Annotated in this window: 20 protein-coding genes; 5 read left to right on the top strand and 15 right to left on the bottom strand. The window is 58.0% G+C overall.

Going from position 1 to position 22,836, the window contains the following annotated elements; translation table 11 throughout:
• Window positions 1–25 precede the first annotated feature (25 nt).
• Window positions 26–799, top strand: coding sequence for a hypothetical protein (locus MHY13_RS08565; RefSeq protein WP_239282864.1), 774 nt, complete (start codon window positions 26–28; stop codon window positions 797–799).
• Here MHY13_RS08565 and MHY13_RS08560 read toward each other — a convergent pair.
• The 3 genes from MHY13_RS08560 to MHY13_RS08550 form a co-directional block, all read right to left on the bottom strand.
• The gene (locus tag MHY13_RS08560; protein WP_239282863.1) at window positions 796–1,869 is read right to left on the bottom strand and encodes a ferrochelatase; all 1,074 of its coding nucleotides are present in this window, start codon (window positions 1,867–1,869) and stop codon (window positions 796–798) included. The genes MHY13_RS08565 and MHY13_RS08560 overlap by 4 nt on opposite strands.
• Before the next feature lie 31 nt (window positions 1,870–1,900).
• Window positions 1,901–3,355 (bottom strand): NlpC/P60 family protein, encoded by a 1,455-nt coding sequence (locus MHY13_RS12285; RefSeq protein WP_239228799.1) that lies wholly within the window; start codon window positions 3,353–3,355, stop codon window positions 1,901–1,903.
• Window positions 3,356–5,069: 1,714 nt separating this feature from the next.
• Window positions 5,070–5,534, bottom strand: a complete 465-nt coding sequence (locus tag MHY13_RS08550; protein ID WP_204609022.1) for a DUF6676 family protein — start codon at window positions 5,532–5,534, stop codon at window positions 5,070–5,072.
• 328 nt (window positions 5,535–5,862) lie between these two features.
• Between MHY13_RS08550 and acnA the strand changes: the two genes are divergently transcribed.
• Both acnA and MHY13_RS08540 read left to right on the top strand, forming a co-directional pair.
• Window positions 5,863–8,676 carry an aconitate hydratase AcnA gene (gene acnA, locus MHY13_RS08545; protein ID WP_239282861.1) on the top strand — a complete coding sequence of 938 codons (2,814 nt, stop codon included), beginning with the start codon at window positions 5,863–5,865 and terminating at the stop codon, window positions 8,674–8,676.
• 191 nt (window positions 8,677–8,867) lie between these two features.
• Entirely contained in the window at window positions 8,868–9,443 is a 576-nt protein-coding gene (locus MHY13_RS08540) for a TetR/AcrR family transcriptional regulator (RefSeq protein WP_204609017.1), read from the top strand.
• A 75-nt stretch (window positions 9,444–9,518) separates the two neighbouring features.
• Here MHY13_RS08540 and MHY13_RS08535 read toward each other — a convergent pair whose 3' ends face one another.
• The 5 genes from MHY13_RS08535 to MHY13_RS08515 form a co-directional block, all read right to left on the bottom strand.
• On the bottom strand, window positions 9,519–10,655 hold the full coding sequence (locus MHY13_RS08535; protein WP_239191939.1) for an ATP-binding cassette domain-containing protein: 1,137 nt from the start codon (window positions 10,653–10,655) through the stop codon (window positions 9,519–9,521).
• The gene (locus MHY13_RS08530; RefSeq protein ID WP_239191941.1) at window positions 10,646–11,338 is read right to left on the bottom strand and encodes an energy-coupling factor transporter transmembrane protein EcfT; all 693 of its coding nucleotides are present in this window, start codon (window positions 11,336–11,338) and stop codon (window positions 10,646–10,648) included. The genes MHY13_RS08535 and MHY13_RS08530 overlap by 10 nt, the downstream gene beginning before the upstream one ends.
• A complete protein-coding gene (locus MHY13_RS08525) occupies window positions 11,338–12,048 on the bottom strand; it encodes an ECF transporter S component (protein ID WP_239228850.1) in 711 nt (236 codons plus the stop codon). Before MHY13_RS08525 ends, MHY13_RS08530 begins: the two co-directional genes overlap by 1 nt.
• Window positions 12,049–12,230: 182 nt before the next feature.
• Window positions 12,231–13,202, bottom strand: a complete 972-nt coding sequence (locus MHY13_RS08520; protein ID WP_239228802.1) for a nucleoside hydrolase — start codon at window positions 13,200–13,202, stop codon at window positions 12,231–12,233.
• A gap of 21 nt (window positions 13,203–13,223) precedes the next feature.
• Window positions 13,224–13,898 carry an NAD(P)H-binding protein gene (locus MHY13_RS08515; RefSeq protein WP_239282859.1) on the bottom strand — a complete coding sequence of 225 codons (675 nt, stop codon included), beginning with the start codon at window positions 13,896–13,898 and terminating at the stop codon, window positions 13,224–13,226.
• Between the two features lie 104 nt (window positions 13,899–14,002).
• Between MHY13_RS08515 and MHY13_RS08510 the strand changes: the two genes are divergently transcribed.
• Window positions 14,003–14,272 (top strand): ACT domain-containing protein, encoded by a 270-nt coding sequence (locus tag MHY13_RS08510; protein ID WP_179386521.1) that lies wholly within the window; start codon window positions 14,003–14,005, stop codon window positions 14,270–14,272.
• A gap of 1 nt (window position 14,273) precedes the next feature.
• Window positions 14,274–15,638, top strand: coding sequence for a PFL family protein (locus MHY13_RS08505; RefSeq protein ID WP_239235302.1), 1,365 nt, complete (start codon window positions 14,274–14,276; stop codon window positions 15,636–15,638).
• Window positions 15,639–15,662: 24 nt separating this feature from the next.
• Here the strand turns inward: MHY13_RS08505 and MHY13_RS08500 are convergent, their stop codons facing one another.
• From MHY13_RS08500 to sufD, 7 genes are all read right to left on the bottom strand, one after another.
• Window positions 15,663–16,985 (bottom strand): DUF2254 domain-containing protein, encoded by a 1,323-nt coding sequence (locus MHY13_RS08500; protein WP_239282857.1) that lies wholly within the window; start codon window positions 16,983–16,985, stop codon window positions 15,663–15,665.
• Between the two features lie 6 nt (window positions 16,986–16,991).
• On the bottom strand, window positions 16,992–18,623 hold the full coding sequence (locus MHY13_RS08495) for an ABC-F family ATP-binding cassette domain-containing protein (protein ID WP_239282853.1): 1,632 nt from the start codon (window positions 18,621–18,623) through the stop codon (window positions 16,992–16,994).
• Window positions 18,624–18,737: 114 nt separating this feature from the next.
• Complete coding sequence (locus MHY13_RS08490) at window positions 18,738–19,145, bottom strand: metal-sulfur cluster assembly factor (protein ID WP_005324830.1); 408 nt, start codon at window positions 19,143–19,145, stop codon at window positions 18,738–18,740.
• Window positions 19,146–19,598, bottom strand: coding sequence for a Fe-S cluster assembly sulfur transfer protein SufU (gene sufU / locus MHY13_RS08485; protein WP_005324831.1), 453 nt, complete (start codon window positions 19,596–19,598; stop codon window positions 19,146–19,148).
• The gene (locus MHY13_RS08480) at window positions 19,595–20,842 is read right to left on the bottom strand and encodes a cysteine desulfurase (RefSeq protein WP_239282851.1); all 1,248 of its coding nucleotides are present in this window, start codon (window positions 20,840–20,842) and stop codon (window positions 19,595–19,597) included. Before MHY13_RS08480 ends, sufU begins: the two co-directional genes overlap by 4 nt.
• A 45-nt stretch (window positions 20,843–20,887) precedes the next feature.
• The gene (sufC, locus tag MHY13_RS08475) at window positions 20,888–21,646 is read right to left on the bottom strand and encodes a Fe-S cluster assembly ATPase SufC (RefSeq protein WP_005324834.1); all 759 of its coding nucleotides are present in this window, start codon (window positions 21,644–21,646) and stop codon (window positions 20,888–20,890) included.
• Between the two features lie 30 nt (window positions 21,647–21,676).
• The gene (sufD, locus tag MHY13_RS08470; protein WP_239282849.1) at window positions 21,677–22,831 is read right to left on the bottom strand and encodes a Fe-S cluster assembly protein SufD; all 1,155 of its coding nucleotides are present in this window, start codon (window positions 22,829–22,831) and stop codon (window positions 21,677–21,679) included.
• Window positions 22,832–22,836 lie beyond the last annotated feature (5 nt).

Below are 22,836 nucleotides of genomic sequence, written 5' to 3'. Positions count from 1 at the left end.
AGTCTATCTACTAGACTGGCTCGCCATGGATATGCGCGCCGAAGTATGGTCACCTTTACAAAACACCGCCGTCTGGCTTGGCTCGTGGCTATGGGGACATGAAACCACCGATGACTTGCTGGACGCGCTTACTGAGCTTGGCGGACGTCCAGAATGCTGGGACGAATCCCCCTTCGTCGATCTGCTAGCCATGCTGCGCGCGGAGACCTCCGAGCTTACGGCTCATCGCGGTGTACGTGCAGAGCCTATTGTGCGCCTCGCACTGTCCGGGCCAGGCGAGCCGCCTGCATTGCCGGCAGGATCGGAGTCTTATCGCGCGGCCGCACAAAGTTCTGCCGGGGCAATCATAGTTCGTACCAATGATCCCTTGCGTAACTTAGTCCTCATCGCCCACATTCACCACAGCCATACAGCGTGGCAAGTGGTCGTCGAAAAGCAGCAGCTCCCCGCGCCCGCCTGGCTAAGCCCCGGTGAAGCCGACGCACTCCTCTCTCAAGCAACCAATGAGTCCGCCGATCTCATCGCCGCAACCGGGTATAGCACCGAGGCTTTGCCCAACCCCCGCCTCACCGTGGGAACCCTGAGCGACTTCTATGACACGCCCGGCCTTCCCCGCTCAACGCCAGCCCGGGCAGCCAAGCTCTTTGCCCGAGTCGACCGAGTAGCCGCGATCATCGAAACCGTCACTGACCGCATCAATGACCACAGCCTTGATCCACAATTGCTTCGCTTGTGGCGCCACATCCGCCAGGCCCGCATGACGGGCGTGTCTTATGCGCTTGGAGAATTTGCCCGTTAATGGGACCAGATATCGCAGCACCCCGCTGCGCACGGCGCACCATTGACCGTGCACCCTTGCACCGTGACACTGCCGGTGGTCTCCCACTCGCGGCCCTGCTCTAGTTCATCGATGAGATCAACGACCATCTCCGCAAACCGTGGAGTCGGACCCGCTGTCCGGGTGCGCAGGACCTTGACACCCATCTCGTCTGCCGCCTTCTGCAGCTCGGAATCGAGATCCCAGATAACCTCCATATGATCAGAGATGAAGCCAATCGGACACACCACTACCGTGTCGATACCTTCGTTATGGTGAATATCTGTGGTGTGATCAACAATGTCTGGCTCGAGCCACGGAGTGCGTGGGTTGCCCGAACGTGACTGCCATACGAGGTCGTAGTCAGAAATACCTGCCTGCGACGCCACCAACCGCGACGCCTCTGCTACCTGGCGGGAGTAAAGGTTTTTATCGCCTTCCACACCGCCCACGTTATCGTGCGCGACGGGAACCGAATGGGCGGTAAACAGCATGCGAGTGGATTCCTTCTTTTCTTCCGGAACCTGTCCCCAGACCTCTGTGACGGCGGCTGCCATTTCGACCACGAACTTCGGATGATCGAAGAATTGGCGAATCTTAGTAAATTCAATGTCCGGCAAACCCTGCTCCGCCAGATGCTCGCGCATCTGCTGAATATCCTCATCATATTGCCGGCATGCGGAGTACCCACCCCATGCAGAGGTAGCGAAGACGGCTACCTTGCGCACCCCGTCCTGAGACATCTTCTCCGCAGTCTCGCCGGCAAAGGGATGCCAATTTCGATTGCCAAAGTAGACAGGTAGATTATGTCCGCGTTTTTTCAGCTCCCCTTCGACATGATCGATGATTTCTCGGTTAAGTGCATTGAGCGGACTTACCCCTCCGAAGTGGTAATAATGCTCGCCCACCACTTCTAGCCGCTCGCGAGGGATACCTCGACCTTGGGTAACGTTCTCCAAAAAAGGAACGACCTCCTCGTTTCCTTCCGGGCCACCGAAAGAAAGAACGAGGAGGGCGTCGAAGTTTTGGGCATTCTGTTGTGCGTCAGTCATGCCCTAAACCATACCAACCAAAAGTTGGAGATTAGAGAAGGCGCACGACATCCGGAGTAGCGCCACCCCAGCGTACTGGGACTACTGAAACAGTCTGACCAGACTGTGGCGCTTCAATCATTTGGCCGTCGCCTAGGTAGATAGCTACGTGCTGGCTTCCACCAGCTCCGTAGAAGATAAGGTCACCACGCTGTGCGTTCTCGCGAGGAATCTTCTTGCCCTGCTGGTACTGCGCACCAGTGTAGTGAGGAAGGTCCAGGCCGGCTGCCGCGTAGGCATACTTAACTAGTCCCGAGCAGTCGAAGCCAGACTGGCCGAAGTCGCCGAAGGAATCAGCCACGCCACCGTCTCGAAGACCGCCGGTTGGACCATTATTATCGCCGCCACCCCACACATAAGGGACGCCGACCTGAGACTCAGCGCGAGAAATCACGGCCTCGATCTGAGCGTCTCGGCCCGCGTCTGCACCAGTGGTGGTTTCCTCGGACTCAGTTACCTCATCCAATTCGGGAGCATCAACATTGGCGGCAGGTGCAGTGTTCGGACTGCCCAAACCAAGCAAGTCAGAAGAGCCCTGCATGAGGGTGCGCACATCGTCCTCATCAACGGCTGCAGCGATATCATTCGCAAGTCCGAGCGCATCGTTAACAGAGGACCCAGTGCCGAAATCGACGTTCTGGAACGTCGGAGTAGCACCCTTGTTGAGGGCGTTTCCAAAGTCCGCTTCTGGAGTAGTCTTATCCTGCTCAGCAACGGATGGAGCCTCCGGATTATCGGCAACGTCCGCACTGCCAGGAGCCTCAAGCGATCCCCGATCTACTACCTCATCCGTAAAGCCCTGAGACTTGTCCTCGGAAGTCAAGTCTTCAGAATTGACCGTAAAGGCGTTAGCCGGAGCTGCAGAATCAAGATTATCAACTTGATTTGGCGAGGTTGGAAGAGAATCCTGCTGCGAGAGCTGCATCCCGCTTGCTGCCTCCTCTTGGGGCGCAGCCTGCTGCTGGCGGGCAAAAGTGGCCTCCGCAAACCTTTGGGTAGCGTTTAGTCGCGCTTCATTCTGGGCCAGCTCCCGACGCTCCTGCGCAACCCGATTCTCGGCTTCTCGCTTTTCCTCACCGGCCTGGCGCAGCTCATCTTCCAAGCTGGCAACGTACTCTTCATTAGTGCCCGGCTCGCCGTTCACTTGTTCCAATTGGGTTCGGATCTGAGCAATACGGTCTTCCGCTCCGGAAACATCTGCTTCCGCGCGACCTAGCTCTGCCCGGGACTCCTCCACAGCGGCCTGCAGCGAATCTGCATTGGCAACCGCACGGTCAATTGCTACGTGGTCTGACTCTTGGTCCTGGACCGAACCCGGATTTGGCGTCGATACTTCATCGGCGCCTGCTGGGGCTACGGTGGAAAGTGTTGAAATGGCTGCGGTACCTGCTACTGCAGCAATGAAAGCGCGAACATGTCGAATGCGCGGAAGGCGAATGGTGGCCACTGAAATACTCCTAGTTTGGGCCCACCCTGCTCCTTTTGTGAGAGTCCACGAAGACCTCCGGACATAGGTATGCCCGGGCTCCCCGCCTGCATATTTCGCACAAACACAGGCGTTATCGCATGCCTTATTGGGTGGCCTAGGAAATCGCTTCGACTAGATATCTATAGCTACGCGAAACTATCCCCTAGCGCCCGCAGACACTAGAGCGGTAACTGGTATTGGACTGCCTACATTGGCTGAGACTTCACTCCGGGTGTGCACATTCTGTGGACGCTCAGCAGACTTAGGGCTTTCATGTTGGAACTAGAGAGAGTTGAGGACGATTGCTGCGCCGATACTGGATGACTCTAACCGCTACTGTTTCCCCACAACAGCGATATCCAGCCAACTAGTGCTCCGACAAGAGAGCCTAAAAGTCTACTTGCGTGAGTCCGACAAGTCGGCCACAAATGGTCTACAACTATTCTCTGTTCAAACAAATTCCCACGACTGCGAAATCCACTTCTATTCTTCGCTGTGCGCGACATACGCTCCAGGATGCGTCTAACAACCCGCGATTCCGTATGCCCCGATCACGTCTTCGTTGCACTGAGCACCGTGAGAACTGCTCTACGGGTTCTGGCAGACCTCGCCGCGGCGCCGACCGGAACCCAAAAGGTCTAGCCTTTTAGTACTACCGAGCCGTCGAGGGCAAGCAGCCACAAACCATGAACAGGCCGCACGAAGCTGACCCTTGTGGAGTGATTCGGCGTTCCCAGACCCTATCCCTATGGACCTCTCCGTACGCACCTTCTGCAACAACAGGCTTTCAGCCTTAGCCATATAAAGGTTCGCACCAAAATTTCCACACGGTGGAGTTCTAATGAACCCGTCTCACCTCATAAACGGAAGGTGGGTTGATGTGTAATTTTTCGAACATTGTAATCGCTCAAGTTCTTTGCCTGCGTTCCCAATCGCTATCGAAAGGTCCCGGTTCATTGACTTCCAAGAACGGCCACTCGACGTTCTAACTTTCGCTCGAGGCGTGCTTCCCCACATACCCGTGCGAGTTCTCTCGTGACAGTCAAGGCTAAGCCCATGAACCCAGGAAGCAAGAAATGTCTCCTGAGTCGACACCCGAACCTTACGTCACGACACGCCCGTTTCGCACAATTTTCCCGCAATTCACGTGAGTCAAGTTAATTCACATGACTCAACATGTGCACCTAACCTGCAATGATTTTGTTACCGTCCCGTTATTGTGACTTTAATCACTATCAAACCGGAGTCCCATACGCTCTACCAACCCCGAGTCTGACCACGACCAGGACAACTGAACCACTCCCCCACCGGATGTCAACCCCTAAGGGTTTACTTTGACCACTCCCCCGCCCCATCCACGATCCCCAATTAGGCATCCGGCTCACGCTAAGTCCAGGCCGAACTTCTGCCTCCCCAATCCGCAACCGACTCTCCCGGCACCCCGTGAGTGAACGAAACTGCGTCATCCACATTCGCCCGGAGTTCTTCAGTACACGCCTTCGGGACAGTTGCCCGAATTTTCCGCGCATCAAAGGCTCGCAAAAGTTTCACCCTCTAACGCGATACTTTCTCGAACAAACTTAATTTTCAGGTACTATTTGTCGAATTCTGGAAGGCCATGTTCCACGCTTCTCGCCCGGCTTTCATTACTGGCCGGCTCGCACCCTCAGCTTCCGTAGATCCTCTTCAACTATTAGGGCTTGCGACGGCCGGCCGCTAGGAAAGAGCCAACCAATACAATCACGGCGATTACGGCAACTGCCCCCACCACTGCGCCGACCGGGAAGCTGATTTGGTCTAGCCCCCTGTAGTACTCAGACAGAAGGTCTACTTGGTTAGCCCCAGGCGCGATCTGCGCCTGTACCGACTCAATGTCAGCGCGGCTATAAGTGTCACTAACGGAAGAAACATGGCGAGGGGTTTGTACGATGACGGTGTTTAAACCTGTCGCATCCTGGAGCTCTTGGGCAATGTCACGGACATCAGGTGTACGATCAGCCACCACATCAACCACGGCCACTCCGTCACCGTCTCGCAAGCCTTGAGCTACCTCCGCGTTGAGCTGTGCATCTTGGCTGAGCGTTGGGGACGTGTAGGCCACGCCGTCCTCTTCCAGCTGGCCTGCCAAATCAGCTACATCTACGCCCGCGGGAACCATGTGTATCTCTTCCTTATATATAGGGCTCCTAAACTTCTTCTCCCCCAAGATACGGGCGGGCCACAGACGTCCATCCCCTCAACTCGCCGAATTTCTCAAAAAGGTGAAAACAGAACGCTTGTACTGTTACAATGGCAGCGACCGAAGGTTTTAGCCTCTACAATATCTAGGTGAACCATCGCGTTCTTTGTCGCCTTCAACACAGCAGGCCCCATGGTCGCGTCGAGTCACACTCGTGACCGTTGACGCTGAGCACTGCCCCGCTGTGACGAAAGGCGGCGAGTACCAAACAGAACACACTGTTTATTAACAAGGAATGGAGCTCCCTGTGACTGAAAGCTTGAACTCCTTCGAGGCCAAGAAGACCCTTGACGTCAACGGCAAGTCTTATGACTACTTTGACATCAACACCGTCTCCGGCTTGGAGAAGTTGCCTTACTCCCTCAAGGTGCTGGCAGAAAACCTGCTGCGTAACGAGGACGGCAAGAACGTAACCAAGGATCACATTAACGCCTTGGCAAACTGGGATCCGGAGGCAGAGCCGGACACCGAAATCCAGTTCACCCCAGCGCGCGTCCTCATGCAGGACTTTACCGGTGTTCCTTGCGTTGTTGACCTCGCCACCATGCGTGAGGCCGTCTCCGCACTGGGTGGTACCCCAGATCAGGTTAACCCTCTCAACCCGGCCGAAATGGTCATTGACCACTCCGTCATCGTTGAGGCTTTCGGCTCTACCGATGCGCTGGAAAAGAACGTTGAAATCGAGTACCAGCGCAACGAAGAGCGCTACCAGTTCCTGCGCTGGGGTGCTGAGAACTTCTCCAATTTCCGCGTAGTTCCTCCGGGAACCGGCATTGTCCACCAGGTAAATATCGAGTACCTGTCTCGCGTTGTATTCGACAACGAGGGCCTTGCTTACCCGGATACCTGTATCGGCACCGACTCCCACACCACCATGGAAAACGGCCTGGGCATTCTGGGCTGGGGCGTCGGCGGCATCGAAGCAGAGGCTGCCATGCTCGGCCAGCCGGTATCCATGCTCATCCCGAAGGTCGTAGGCTTCAAGCTGACCGGTGAGATTCCCACCGGCGTTACTGCAACCGACGTCGTTCTTACCATCACCGAGATGCTGCGCGAGCACGGCGTTGTTCAGAAGTTCGTTGAGTTCTATGGCAACGGTGTTAAGTCTGTCCCGCTGGCAAACCGCGCCACCATCGGCAACATGTCCCCTGAGTTCGGTTCCACCGCTGCGATCTTCCCGATTGACGAGGAGACCACCAAGTACCTCGAGCTCACCGGCCGCCCGCAGGAGCAGATCGACCGCGTCGAGGCCTACGCCAAGGCACAGGGAATGTGGCTGGAGGAGGACGCTCCAGAGGCAAAGTACTCCGAGTACCTCGAGCTGGACCTGTCCACCGTTGTTCCTTCCATTGCCGGCCCGAAGCGCCCGCAGGACCGCATCCTGCTGACCGAGGCCAAGGAGCAGTTCCGCAAGGATCTGGCTAACTACACCACCGACGAGGTTTGCGTTGACGAATCCTCTGTCGAGGCAAAGCGCATGTCCGCAGAAGGCGGCGCCCCAGCTATGGAGGACGTCACCGGCGGCTTGAACAAGGCTCGTGAGGGTCACGGCGAGTCCTCGGCTACTGGCGCGAAGGGCCGCCACTCCAACCCGATTACCGTTGAGTCCCAAAACGGTGGCGAGTTCACCTTGGACCACGGCATGGTTGCCATTGCCTCCATTACTTCCTGTACCAACACCTCTAACCCATCCGTCATGGTGGGCGCAGGCCTTATCGCCCGTAAGGCAGCAGAAAAGGGTCTGCAGTCCAAGCCATGGGTTAAGACCATCTGTGCTCCTGGCTCCCAGGTTGTTGATGGCTACTTCCAGCGTGCAGACCTGTGGAAGGACCTCGAAGCCATGGGCTTCTACCTCTCCGGCTTCGGCTGCACCACCTGTATTGGTAACTCCGGCCCACTGCCGGACGAGGTTTCTGCAGCCATCAACGAGAATGACCTCGCTGCGACCGCGGTCCTTTCCGGTAACCGCAACTTTGAGGGTCGTATCTCCCCGGATGTCAAGATGAACTACTTGACTTCTCCAATCATGGTCATCGCCTACGCCATCGCCGGCACCATGGACTTTGACTTTGATGCACAGCCGCTGGGTCAGGATAAGGAAGGCAACGATGTCTTCCTGAAGGACATTTGGCCATCCCCGCAGGAGATTGAGGACACCATCCAGTCCGCTATCTCTCGCGAGATGTACGAGGCTGACTACGCCGACGTATTCAAGGGCGACGATGCCTGGCGCAACCTGGACGTGCCGGAGGGCGAGACCTTCAAGTGGGATGAGGATTCCACCTACATCCGCAAGGCTCCTTACTTCGACGGCATGCCTACCGAGCCGAACCCGGTTGAAGACATCAAGGGCGCACGCGTGCTGGCAAAGCTGGGCGATTCCGTCACCACTGACCACATCTCCCCTGCTTCCGCTATTAAGCCGGGCACTCCGGCTGCGCAGTACCTCGATGAAAACGGCGTTGCCCGCCAGGACTACAATTCCCTGGGCTCCCGTCGCGGTAACCACGAGGTTATGATGCGCGGTACCTTCGCAAATATTCGCCTGGCCAACCAGCTGGTCGACGTCACCGGTGGCTACACCCGTGACTTCACCCAGGAAGGCGGCCCGCAGGCCTTCATCTTCGATGCTTGCCAGAACTATAAGGAAGCCGGCATTCCGCTCGTTGTCATTGCTGGTAAGGAGTACGGTACTGGCTCTTCCCGCGACTGGGCAGCTAAGGGCACCAACCTGCTTGGTGTGAAGGCTGTTATCACTGAGTCCTTCGAGCGTATCCACCGTTCCAACCTGATTGGCATGGGCGTTATCCCACTGCAGTTCCCGCAGGGCGAGTCCCACGAGTCCTTGGGCCTGGATGGTACGGAGACCTTCGACATCGAGGGCATCTCCGCCTTCAACGATGGCTCCATCCCGAAGACCGTCCACGTAACCGCTACCAAGGAATCCGGCGAGGCCGTGGAGTTCGATGCTGACGTCCGCATCGACACCCCGGGTGAGGCTGACTACTTCCGCCACGGCGGCATCTTGCAGTACGTTCTGCGTCAGATGGTCAAGAACTAAGCGTCTTCGCGCAGTCCTTTAGCCCAACCGATGGGTTAAAGGACTAAGTTCAGTCGACAACGCGGGGTTGCACCGCCCTCTCTCAGGAAGGGCAATGCGGCCCCGCGTTTCGTCACGTCGACTTTATTTCTTATTTAAAATTACTGATTAAACAATCTTTAGATATCCCCCATTAAGGAGAGTTCCCTACTATGCCCATCGTGAGCGAATCTGAACTTAGCCGCCGCCGGCACGACATTCTCGTAGGTGCCCGCCGCTGCTTTGCAGAGCACGGGTACGAGGGAGCAACTGTTCGGCTACTCGAGCAAGCGACGGGTAAGTCACGTGGCGCAATTTTTCACCACTTCGGTGACAAAGAGTCACTATTTCTTGCCTTGGCGCAAGAAGATGCCGCTCGTCAAGCCGAAGTCGTGGCTCAAAATGGCTTGGTAGAAGTCATGCGGGAAATGCTCCAACATCCTGAGCGCCACGATTGGCTGGCCACTCGCTTGGAAATCACCTCCCTGCTACGCACGGACCCCTCGTTCGCCGCTCGGTGGAAAGAAAATCAATCGGTTCGTGATGAAGCCGTTCGCGCACGATTGGCATCTAATGCGGATAAGGGTCGCCTACGAGATGATGTAGGAATCGATACCTTAGCCATCTATCTTGAGGTATTTATGGACGGATTCATTAATCGACTTGCCTTGGGCGATACAGCGGAGCTGGAGAATGTTCTTGACTTAGTAGAGCAATCCATCCGCGGTGCTCAGGCGAGCCCACAGTAACCCCATACAACTACTTTTGCTCCCGGCAGCGTCTTAACTGATGTTGGAAACAGCCGGGAGCAATTTTGTATGTGCTTATAGATGCTGCGCCGGCAGTGTCTTTTCCGTTACTTCAGCATAGGTTTCTATTTCAGCCACAAACTTAGGATCGTGGCAGGTAACTGCGAGGGCGCTGCCGGACTGCAGTGCGTGGTGGATAAGTTGGTGCATGAGCCAGCGGTCAGCAGCTGAAAGCAAGGTGTCTGGTTCGTCGAGCAGAACCACCGGTCGCTGCTGCCCGATCACGTGGGCAATCTGCGCAAGCCGCAGGCGAGACGATGATAGGTCGAGAGGATGATCTGCCGGATTTAGTCCCAGCAGGTTGCGCAAGGTGTCGTTGGGGACGAATTCCTCCACCGTTGGAAATACCGCCTGATCAAACGGCGATTGCAAGGCAAGAGCGGGTGGATTCGGGACAGCTCCGGCGCCATCGAGCCCAGCAGCAGCGCGCAGGAGCGTGGTCTTGCCACTGCCATTATCGCCTCGCAGCCACGTAACCGCAGATTTCGCGATAGGGATTTCTACCGGTCCGACGCTGAAGGAAGTGCCACGGGGCTGAGAAAAGTGCCACCATTTCTTCTTTGCTGCACCCCTGCGTGCTGTTAGCGGACCGATACTCCCTGTCCGGGGGCTTGCAGAAACCCGCGGTAAGTCTACGGCCGCTACGAGTGGGTCTGTTCCAATGATGTGCCCACCCAATTCTTGCCAGGAAGCACTGGATATAGAAATGACGCAGGTTTCCGGCAATTCCTGCAAGAGGCGAACCACTTGCGTGCGCGAGTCAGCATCAAGCCCGGCTGCAGGCTCGCACACAATCATGACTTCCGGATCGCGAATGGCGACACAGGCAGCCGCAAGCCTGCGTGTTTGGCCACCGGATAGCTGTGTTGGATCGTGTTCGCGGTAGTCAGACAGGCCCACGGCGCGAAGCATTCGCTCCCCGCGCCGCTGCATTTCAGGGGCAGGAACGCCGGCATTTTCGACGCCTAAAACTACTTCTTCGATACAGGTTTCCCGCAGGAAGCTAATCTGTGCTGAGGCATCCGTACCGATGATGGCTTCGGTAGATAGGTGCTCGGCTAGTTCCACGGCAACGTCTTCGACGGCTGTGTCAGGCTCGACGAGTACTTGATAAATGGCCCCAGGGGTGGGCTTAATGCGGGCTAGATCCATGTAGCAATCACCACCGCAAGGGTTACTAGCGGAATGAGGAAGCGTACGACGCGGGAGGCCATGGAATCGGAAACGGGGCGCAATAGGCTGCGTTGCCCTTCCTGGTCGAATCCGACGGCGGCGAGGGCCTGGCCACGTTGGGTTCCTTGGGTAAGGAGGCGAGCGATAACGGGAATAATGACGCGCGAGATGGTATTGCGCCAAGTCACGGTGATGCCTGCGAGCTGGTTGGCTTCGCGGACGCAACGCCATGCGTGCGCACCTTGGGGCAGGGTTTGTAGGGAGGCTCCAACGATATACGCGACCTTGTGGCCAGCGCGCGAAACTTGCAGCCACTTGGCGATATCAGCAATGCGCAGCACTGCCATGGCCGCGATGAAGCAGGCCATGAGGGCGCAGAACCGCAGGGTGAGGGTGGCGGCGAGCACCAGGCCGTCGCTTGTTACCAGCGGCAGCACTGGGTCATCACCGTAGGGGGCGTGAATGACCAGCATGGAAAGGGCCGCTGGGGCGCTTAACGCCACAGTTGTCAAAATCACGGAAGCGTTGCGGGTAGCGGCAGTACCGCAGGCTAGGGCGATAAGCACTACGCTTGCCGACGCCACCGGGGTATTCAGCGCCAAAGTAAGGACCCAGCCGCAGGCCGCGATGGTGACAACGGTGGCGGGATGAAGGCCCTGCATTAACGTGGCTGGAGGGATTCTCGGGTGCGCTGCGGCAGTGCCTTGACCGCTGCCCAGACAATGAGGAAGACCAATGCCTTATCCAGGGGATCCGAAATAAAGGACTGCAGCGTAACCGAGGCGATGAGGGAATTGCCCAGCTCTCGGAACAGCGAAACAACCGCGCCCGTACCAAGACCTGCGGTACCGCCATAAACAAAGGCCGCCACTGGTGCGGCGAGCATGCCGGAAATGATGCCGATGATGGCGCCGCTGAGAATGACCCACCACACCTTAGTGAAAGCACCCTTCTTGATTACCAGTCCAGAGAGGAACCCCGTGGCCGCGGACACGGCGGCGAAGGGCAAAGCGGCGGGGTTCAACAGTCCCCATACGACGGAGGACAAGGTACCAGTAGCCAATCCGGCGATGGGGCCCGCGAACGCGGCTACCAGGATCGTTCCCACGGAGTCGATATACAGCGGAACGCCGATAGAACCGATGATTTCGCCGACAACAATATTGAGCACTAGCGCTACCGGGATGATGGCGATGGTTCGCGCCGGTAGCGCCGGAACGGTGCCGGCTAGAAGGAGCGCGGCGCCAACGAGGTAGCCGGCGAGGGTAATAAGCGCCTCTGTCGAGCCGGCAACGGATTCCCAATCAGTAGGACGCAGAAGAACCAGATAAATCCAGGTTGCGGCGACAATGAGAGCACCCGCGATGACCATAGCCTTGCGGGCGGGGGTGAGAGAAAGCTGTGACACAGTAAAAGTCCAAATCCATATACCGAAAAATGGGCAAAATAAACGACGACCGCGGATGGTGCTGCGTTCCTATGTCACCTCGGAAAGCGAGCTTGCACGGCACGTGCGCCGCGGATAATAGTAGAGGCTCTGCGTGTTAAAAGCTACTAATGCGAAGCCAATAGCGTGAATCCCCGCGCGCATTCGTGGTGTGCGGCCTCTATATCTGCGCCTGTTACCAGCCGCGCGTTGTGGGCGCGGCCCCAATGGTTGCGCAAATCTGCAACGCACGTGCCCCGCAACAGTGACGATTCCGCTTCAACGTCCACGGTGGTTTCTGTCGCTTCATAAGGGATGCGCCCCAGGGCAATCATGCAGGTCAAGAGGTCGTGGATCTGGGCTTGATAGCCCTCTCCCTGTGCCTGGTGGAATTCAAAATAAAAACGCAGCACGTCCGGCAGGATCTGTGCTGTAGGGTGATCCCCCAACAATTCCAGGACCTCGTCTAGGCGCTGCGGAGTAATGAGAAACTGTTCCGTTACTTCGAGGGAACACAGCGTGGTGAGAACGCGTGGGGCGGTTGAATGAAAATGTTGGGCGGCGGCGTGTGGATCCACCCAAAAGTTCCACTCTGCAGTGGGTGTGGTGTTTCCGCGGTAATTGACCGCGCCGCCCATGATGGTGATGGCGCCGAAGCGCGCGGCAGCCTCGCTATGGGTTGCCTCGAAAGCAGCAAGGTTGGTGACCGGTCCAGTAACGATCAGCTGCAGATCGTCGTGGGTGGCTAATGCTTCTTCCCATACCTGCTGCCAATCGCGCTGTTGTAGCTTGGCGGCGGCAGCGCGGGCATGTGCATAGCCCAGCCCTGTCGGGCCATGGGTCTCAGGGGTGGTGGTGAGATCCACCTTGAGGGGTTGGGGTAGGCCGGGGGCGACGGGGACGTCGGCAAGCGAGCAAAGATCCAAAATCCAGCGGGCATTAGCCGCGGTCTGGTGGACCTCGACGTTGCCGGCCGTGGTGGTAACGCCCACCAGCTCGATCTCACCGGCATGATGCAGACCCGCCAAGTACATAAGGGCGAGGCAATCATCGATGCCGGGATCGCAATCAATAAGTACAGCTGGTGGCTTAGCAGTCATAATGCCAGCCAGTCTAGCGCCTTACTTGATGGAGCTCACCGGATTGTCGCCATCAACGAAGGCGAGCGGGGAATCCGGCAGGTTTTCGCGGCCAAGGACCTCGACGATGACGTCTGCAACCAGCTCGCGGGAAGAAGTCAGAGACTCCTTCAGCATCTTATCCTCAATCTGCTCAATGCCCTTGGCTGGTTCCTCGGTCAGCATCGCTGGCTTGAGGATGAGGTGCGGGTAGCCGGCCTGTACAAGGCGGTTGTCTACTTCCTTCTTGGACTCCACGTAGGCATACCACTTCTCATCGGCAGGATCCGTGGTTGCTACCTGGGAGCCGACGTAGGAGATCATCACATAGGCAGGTACATTCTTGCCCTCCTGCTGTAACTTGTCCATGGCGTCGAGGGTAGCGAGGGCGCCATCGCGGTCGACGGCCCAGGTGAGGTCTGCCCCACCGCGGCCGCCATTGCCAGCGCCCCAGACTACAGCGTCATAAGCGGCGAAAAGCTCTGCCCACTGATCCACGGTTTGTTCAGTAATATCCGCCATAACCGGGGTCGCGCCGAGCTTTTCAATCTCGGCCTTCTGCTCTGGGTTGCGGATGAGGGAGTGGACCTCGTGGCCGGCATCAACCAGCTTAGGTGCGGTGAGCAGTCCGACCTTGCCGTGTCCACCGATGTACAGAATCCTCTTCGTATCAGTCATACCTCTCCACCGTAACAACGGCGCGGTCGGCGTGCAGACGGCCTCCCTACTCCGGCACGTACAAACCACCGCGGCGCGCCCGGCAAGCAGATAGAATTGCATGCATGTATGCCATTATGACCGTCACCGGCGCCGATAGCACCGGCATCATCGCCGCGGTGACCACTACCCTTGCAGAACTCGATATCAACGTCATCGACGTCTCCCAGACGCTCATGGGCGGATACTTCACCATGATCCTGCGCGTCGAATTCGATGCGGACAAGGTCTCCATCCAGACCATTAAGGAGCGCATGCGCCCCGTGGCGGAGGAAAAGCACCAGTCCATCCGCATTCAGTCCGAAGACCTCTTCACCGCCATGAACGAGATTTAGAATGAGTACGCGTTTTAATACCACCAATATCTTGGACACCATCGAGATGATTGAGAACTATCGTCTCGATATCCGCACCGTGACGATGGGCATCTCGCTCCTCGGATGCACTCGCTCCACCATGGAGGCTACCTGCCAGGCCATCTATGACCGGGTCACCCAGCAGGCAGGGCGCCTCGTCGAGGTGTGCGAAGGCATCGAGGGCGAGCTCGGTATCCCCATCGTCAATAAGCGCATCTCCGTAACCCCCATCTCGTTGGTGGTGGCCGGCGTAGAGGGAAACCCCGTTGATGCAGCGAAGGCGCTGGATAAGGCAGCCAAGGAGGTTGGCGTCAACTTCGTGGGCGGCTATTCCGCCCTAGTAGAAAAGGGCGCCACGACCGCGGAGCAAAAACTCATCAGCTCCATTCCGGAGGCGCTGGCTACTACCGACGTCGTCTGTTCCTCCGTGAATATCGCTAGCTCCCGCGCCGGCATCAACATGGATGCAGCCAAGAAGATGGGCGAGGTCATCAAGGAAGCGGCTGAGCTGACCAAGGACGATTCCGCCATTGCGTGCGCCAAGCTCGTGGTCTTTGCTAACTCCGTGGGAGATAACCCCTTCATGGCCGGCGCCTTCCACGGCATTGAGGAACCCGATTGTGTGGTCTCCGTGGGCGTTTCCGGCCCGGGTGTGGTCGACCGTGCCTTGGGCTCGCTCGAGGGGGCCAGCTTAGACCAGGTTGCAGAAGAGGTGAAGAAGGCTGCTTTCAAGATCACTCGCGCCGGGCAGCTGGTGGGCAACATGGCCTCGGAGCGCCTGGGAGTGCCCTTCGGCATCATCGACCTTTCGCTTGCCCCCACCGCCGAATTGGGCGATTCGGTTGCGCACATCTTGGAGCACATGGGCCTGGACCAAGTGGGCACCCACGGCACCACTGCGGCCTTGGCTCTGCTTAACGACGCCGTTAAGAAGGGCGGCATGATGGCTTGTTCCCGCGTGGGCGGGTTGTCAGGTTCCTTCATCCCCGTTTCCGAGGACAAAGGCATGATCGACGCGGTCAAGTCCGGCTCCATTTCCATGGACAAGCTGGAGGCCATGACCGCTATTTGCTCGGTTGGCTTTGACATGATTGCCCTGCCGGGCGATACCTCGGCCGCGACGATCTCGGGCATGATCGCCGATGAGGCCGCCATTGGCGTGATGAACCATAAAACCACCGCGGTGCGAGTCATCCCGGTACCTGGAGCCCAGGTAGGCGACGAGGTCAGCTTCGGTGGGCTTCTCGGCTACGCCCCAGTTATCCCGGTCAATCAGGTGGGCAATGCGCAGTTCATTAACCGCGGCGGCTTCATTCCGGCCCCGGTGCACGGATTCCGCAACTAGCGCCAGCAACAACCACGCCGCGGTCTAGTCCGCGGCGTGCTCCTCGCCCGGCTTATCGGATTCCGCCCACGCAGCTAGGTTGGCCTGAAAGTGCTGGTAGGAAGCCTCCAACTGTTTCAGCTCCACCTCGCCGCCTACTTGGCGGCGGGCATCGGAGTAGATGGCCCGGGCGGCGTCATCAAGCACGCGCCGGCGTTCCGCTGTGCGAAGAAGGGCAACCACCTTAGCCAGGTTATCCAGCAGGCTGAGGTAAATCTCCGCGTTATCGGCCGCATCGCGCCGAATCTGTGTAAACATCGCTTCGACGATTTCGTCATAGCTAAAGGTCTGATAATCCAGCCGAAACTCGCCGCTCACATGCACAATGCCCTGCGGAAGACGCTTATCCCCAATCACCGTAAGAATCTGGGTGAAGCGGTCAATGATGTCAATTACCGTGAATGGGTCATTAACGCCGGTACTCAAAGCGCGGGCAGCAATTTCTGCGAGGTGCCGGGCGGTAAACCGCGGGTCATGGGCAGAGGCGTTTTCGCGGTGCTGCGTGAGCACGATATGACGCTCAATGTCTTCCGGCAAACGTGGCACGCCGTGGGCAATGACCTCGCCTTCCAATACGAGGTCTCCCGGTGCCACGCCGAGGTGCACCGCGCAATCCTCTTGCGCCGCAGCCTGCGCGATGGCGTCATAGTCCACGAATTTGAGATAGCCAGTCTCACTACTGCGGCGCTTTTGCGCGTTCGTGTAGAACTCTGGCCCCGGCGCTTTTACTTTCTCCTCCTCCTCACCTCGGTGGATAAGCCGGCGCATGTGGCTTTCTACGTCTTGGGCAACGACGTGTACCACGTGGGACATGCTGATCGATTGCGCAATATGCACGATGAAGTAGATAAGGAAGACAACGCAGGCAATGGCCAGCAGAACCGTGACGGCTACATTGAGGGAAGGAACGTATTCTTCTTCCCCACCGCCGCCGGTACGAACCGCGCGCAGGGATAGGAGCGCAAAAATGAAGGTTGCCAGGTAGATCGCCAACGTGGATTGAATGGAGCGATCCTTTAGAAACTCGTGCAGGAGGCGCGGTCCCATCACCGTGACGACACCGGATAGCGCGGTCAGGGTGATGAAAAAGACGGTGCCGGCCAAGGATAGCGACGAGGTTGCTACCGCGCTTAAAATCCCTTGCGCGCTATCGGCGCTGCCGTCATAAAAGGGCGTGGCGGACACATCAAAATTGCTACCAACCGCAATGAGCAATTCCGCACCGATCGCGGCTATGGCCACCGCCACGGCGGGGATGAGCCAAAACTTCTCCCGCCAAGCGGGCATCCTCTCCAGCAGTGTCTTCATAAATCCCTAAGCTAGCTCCACGATCTCCATATAGTCATCGGACCACAGGTCCTCATCACCATCGGGCATGATGATCACGCGTTCCGGATCCAGGGCCTTAACCGCACCCGGATCGTGCGTCACCAGCACCACGGCGCCCGTATACGTTTTCAGTGCATCAAGCACCTGCTCGCGCGAAATTGGGTCCAAGTTATTGGTGGGCTCGTCTAGCAACAGGACGTTCGCGCGGCTGGAGACCAAGGCGGCTAGCGCAAGGCGCGTCTTCTCACCGCCGGAGAGGGTACCCGCAGGCTGCTCCAGCTTCTCACCGGAGAACATGAAGGCGCCAAGCAGGCTGCGCAACTCCTGCTGATCCGCGTCAGGACAAGCATCAATGGTGTTTTGCCACACGGACTTATCCGGGTCGATGGTGTCATGTTCCTGCGCGAAGTAGCCGATGCGCAGGCCGTGACCACTGACGATGCCACCTTCACCATCGGTGCGTTCCACGCCGGCCAGCAATTTCAACAGGGTGGTCTTACCTGCACCGTTGTAGCCGAGAACGACGACCCTAGAACCTTTGTCGATGGCGAGGTCTACGCCCACGAAAACCTCCAGCGAACCGTACATCTTGGTCAGTCCCTTGGCATTCATGGGTGTCTTACCGCACGGTGCCGGCTCGGGGAACTTAATATTGGCTACCTTATCGGCCACCCGCACCTCATCGAGCTGGCTCATCATGCGCTCAGCGCGGTGGAGCATCTGCTTGGCCGCAGCGGCCTTCGTTGCCTTAGCACCCAACTTAGCAGCCTGCTTTTGCAGGGCGGATGCCTTCTTTTCCGCATTGGCCCGCTCTCGGCGACGGCGCGCTTCATCGGTAGCACGGGCATCGAGGTACTTCTTATAGCCCATGTTGTAGACGTCGGCCTCGCCGCGGACCGCGTCAAGGAACCACACCTTATTGCACACGGCCTCTAGCAGTTCGACGTCGTGGGAAATCATAATGAGCCCGCCTTCGTGCTTGGACAGGAATTGGCGCAGCCACGTAATAGAGTCCGCATCCAAGTGGTTAGTCGGCTCATCCAGGAGCAGGGTGGTCTGGGATTTGCCGGAGCCTTCAGTAGCCGCAAAGAGGATCTGTGCCAGCTCCACACGGCGACGCTGGCCGCCCGAGAGAGTCTTGAGCTGCTGATCTAGGACACGCTGTGGCAGGCCCAAATTATCGCAAATCTGCGCACACTCGGAATCGGCTTCATATCCGCCTAGCGACTCGAATTGCTCCTCTAAGCGGGAATACTTACGGATAGCCTTATCCCGGAACTTATCGTCCGTGGCCGATTCCATGAGCTCTTGTTGCTTCGCCATGCGGCGCTTAAGATCATCCAGGCCGCGTGCGGAGAGAACGCGCTCGCGCGCCGTTTGCTCGATATTTCCCTCGCGGGAATCCTGGGGCAGATAACCAATGGGGCCCGAGCGAGTCACAGAACCACCATAAGGCTCCGTCTCCCCTGCCAAGATGCGCATGGTCGTCGTCTTGCCCGCGCCGTTGCGGCCGATGAGGCCGATGCGGTCGCCGGGCTGCACGCGCAGGTGCTGCCCGGGGGCGTCGAGAAGCGTGCGCGCTCCTACCCTGACTTCGAAATCATTGGTTACAATCACGAAGAAATAGTCTAGCAATTGACGCGGCCAACGCTAAGACGCACTAACGCCCCCAACAGTCACTTCCCGAATCCAAGAAATGCGCTGTTGGGGGCGTGTGATTAATACGCGATTTTAAACCGCGAAACCGAGGGCCTGAAGCTGCTCGCGGCCCTCCTCAGTAATCATCTGCGGGCCCCATGGCGGCATCCATACCCAGTTGATACGGACAGCATCAGCCAGCTTATTGGCCTTGACGATGTCTTCCACCTGCTCTGCAATGACATCGGTCAGCGGGCACGCCGGCGAGGTCAGCGTCATATTGATCATGACGATTTCCTTGCCATTATCCTCTTCAAACCAGAGGTCATAGACAAGACCCAGGTCGACGACGTTAATGCCGAGCTCGGGGTCAATGACATCACGCATGAATTCGGTGACATCAAAGGCCTTGGAAATCTGTTCTTCAGTCTGCTCCGGACGCTCGCCGCTGCCGGAGAATGAAGAGTTCTCGTTCTGATAAGGATCTACGGGTTCCGTCATCTAGTTCTCCACTTCAGTTAGTGCATCGGCAGATGCAGCCTGGAAGGCCTTCCATCCGAGGAGCGCACACTTGACGCGCGCTGGGTACTGGGACACGCCGGCGAAGGCAACGCCGTCACCGATAAGGTCTTCATCGCCCTCTTCTTGGCCACGAGAGGTAATCATCTTTTCGAACTCGGCCAGCTTCTCGTTGGCTTCCGCAAGCGGCAGCCCCACGATTTCTTCAGCCATAACCGAGGTAGAAGCCTGCGAAATGGAGCAGCCTTCCGCGTCATAGGAGACGTCCTCGACGGTCTTGCCGTCGTCCGAAAGGCGCACGCGCAGGGTGAGCTCATCGCCGCAGGACGGGTTCACGTGGTGAACCTCGGCCTGATATGGCTCCCTCAGGCCGGCGTGTTGGGGGTTCTTATAGTGATCCAGGATGACGTCCTGGTACATGGAATCTAGGTTCATGAGGCAACTCCAAAGAATTCGCGGGCAGCCTTGATTGCGTCCACCAGCTTATCTACTTCTTCCTCGGTGTTATAAAGGTAGAAGCTAGCGCGGGCGGTGGACTGTGCGCCGCAGGCACGGTGCAGTGGCCACGCACAGTGGTGGCCAACGCGAATAGACACGCCGTGGTCATCGAGGACCTGGCCCAAGTCGTGCGGGTGAACGCCTTCCACAGTGAAGGAAATGGCGCCACCACGATTTTCGGTGGTCTCTGGACCGATGATGCGCAGACCAGGGATTTCCTTGAGCTGGCGCAATGCGCGCTCGGTGAGCTTCTTTTCGTGCGCGTGGATATTGTCCATGCCCACTTCTTCCAAGAAGTTCACCGCTGCGCCAAGGCCAACCACCTGGCTGGTCATCTGCGTGCCCGCTTCAAAGCGCGTCGGGGGCTCGGCAAAGGTGGTCTCTTCCATCTTGACGATCTCAATCATGGAGCCACCGGTCAGGAAGGGTGGCAGCTTCTTGAGCAGCTCATCCTTGCCGTAGAGCACACCCACGCCGCTGGGGCCGCACATCTTATGGCCGGAAAAGGCCGCGAAATCCACGTCCAAGGCGTGGAAATCCACCGCCATGTGTGGCACCGACTGGCAGGCGTCGAGGACGACCATGGCGTCGACCGCGCGGGCGCGGCGCACCAGCTCATCCACGTCTGCCACAGCACCAGTCACATTGGATTGGTGAGTAAACGCAACTACCTTGACGGAATCATCGAGCTCAAGCGAATCGAGATCGATACGGCCGTCTTCGGTCATGGAATACCACTTCAACGTAGCGCCGGTGCGAGCACACAGCTCCTGCCACGGCACCAAGTTGGCGTGGTGTTCCAATTCGGTGATCACGACGGTATCGCCCTCGCCCACGTAGAGGTCCCCCGCGCGCTCGTCGCCAAGCACATAGGCAACTTCGTTCAGGGCCTCAGTGGCGTTTTTGGTAAAGGCGATCTCGTCGCGGTCCGCGCCCACGAATGCGGCGATAGCTTGGCGCGCGGACTCGTAGGCATCATCGGCCTCTTCTGCCAATTGATAGGAACCGCGGTGAACAGGGGCGTTCGTGTGCAGCACAAACTCCTCTTCCGCCTTCCATACCGGCAGCGGGCGCTGGGAGGTAGCACCCGAATCCAGGTACACCAGTGGCTTATCGCCACGCACCGTGCGCTGGAGAATCGGGAACTGTTCCCTAATTGCGTTTACATCAAATCCAGACATGAATCTTCTTTGGATAGTCGCGGTTGACCGGCCGAGGGTCGGTCCTTACTTGAGGAACTGGTCGTAGCCGTCAGACTCGAGCTGGTCCGCCAATTCAGCGCCACCGGTCTTGATGACGTGGCCATCAGCGAAGACGTGGACGAAGTCCGGCTTCACGTAGTTCAGGATGCGCTTGTAGTGGGTAATCATCAAGATGCCACCATTGGTTTCCTTCTGGTAGCTATTGATGCCCTCAGACACGATGCGCAGAGCGTCAACGTCCAGGCCGGAGTCGGTCTCGTCCATGACTGCGAACTTCGGCTTCAGGATATCCAGCTGCATAACCTCGTGGCGCTTCTTCTCACCGCCGGAGAAGCCTTCGTTGACGGAGCGGGAGATGAAGGACTTATCAATCTTCAGGTTCTCGCGGGCCTGGGTAAGCTCCTTGTTCCATTCGCGTAGCTTCGGTGCCTCGCCACGAATGGAGGTGACTGCGGAGCGCATGAACTGAGAGACCTTTACGCCCGGTACTTCAGTTGGGTACTGCATCGCCAGGAAGAGGCCGGCGCGAGCGCGCTCGTCGACGGGCATCTCCAGCAGATTTTCGCCGTCGAGAAGCACCTCGCCCTCGGTGACCTCATACTTTGGGTGGCCGGCGATGGTGTAGGACAAGGTGGACTTGCCGGAACCGTTCGGGCCCATGATGGCGTGGATCTCGCCGGAGTTGATGGTCAGGTTAACGCCCTTGAGGATTTCCTTCGGCTCGCCGCCTTCTTCCGTCGGCAGCACCTGGGCGTGGAGGTTCTTAATTTCCAGAGTAGACATAATGTGTGTGGTTTTCCTTCTATGAAAGATTTAGGCGGAGATCTTTTCCAGTTCTTCGGAAATGCGGTTTTCCAATTCCTCGGACAGGGACTGCACCGGGATGCGGTGGATGACCTCATTGAAGAAGCCACGGATGATGAGGCGGCGGGCTTCAGCCTCTGGAATGCCGCGAGACATCAGGTAGAACAACTCGATGTCATCGAAGCGACCAACGGTGGCCGCGTGGCCTGCACCGGTAATTTCACCGGTCTCAATCTCCAAGTTAGGGATTGCGTCCGCGCGAGCACCCTCAGTCAGGATCAGGTTGTTGTTGGTCTCGTAGGTATCGGTGCCCTGTGCATTGGAGCGGATAAGGACATCGCCCACCCAGCAGGTGCGGGCCTCATTGTCCTTGGCACCCTGCAGTGCGCCCTTGTATAGGACGTGGGAGCGGCAATTAGGGACAGAGTGATCCACCAACATGCGGTTTTCAAAGTACTGGCCTTCGTCAGCGAAGTAGACGCCCAGCAACTCTGCGTCGCCGCCTTGCTCGGTGAAGTTCACGCGAGGCACGATGCGTACCACCTCGCCGCCAAAGATGGCGGAGTTGTGGCGCAGCACGGAATCGCGGCCGAGCTGTGCCACGTGGTTGGACAGGTGTACGGCATCGTCTTCCCAATCAACGTCAACAACGACGGTCAGGTGAGCGCCATCGCCCACGATGAACTCGACGTTATCTGCGTGGGTGCCAGAGCCGACGTACTTCAAGATGACGGTAGCTTCCGCGTGGTGGCCTACCTCGATGGAGGTAGCGCCAAAGGAAGTTACGCCCTCGCCCTTGCCGGTGTAGGTAATGACCACGGGCTCTTCCACCTGAGCCTCGGCGTCAATGGTGACAACTTGACCTTCAGGCATAGAAGTCCATGCCTGTGCCGCAACGCGGTCAGACGGCGTACCAACGCGGCCCAAGCGCTCGTCATCGCGAGCGACGGTCTCGGAGCTTACGCCTGGATGTTCGCTCACGGTGACGTCCTGTGCCACTGCCTCAGCGAACTCGCCATTGTGCAGTCCACGGAGCTTGCGCAGGGAGACAAAGCGCCACACCTCATCGCGGCCGTGCGGCACCGGGAAGTCCTCCACGTTGGTGGAGGTAAAGACGTCACCCTTGGTGATCTTATCCGGATTGAATTCGTTCGAAGCGACCATTTTCT

The sequence above is a fragment of the Corynebacterium sp. ACRPE genome (assembly GCF_022347435.1).
GTDB lineage: Bacteria > Actinomycetota > Actinomycetes > Mycobacteriales > Mycobacteriaceae > Corynebacterium > Corynebacterium tuberculostearicum_D.
The sequence above is the reverse complement of the archived record's forward strand: the minus strand, read 5'-3'. Positions and strand labels throughout refer to the sequence as shown.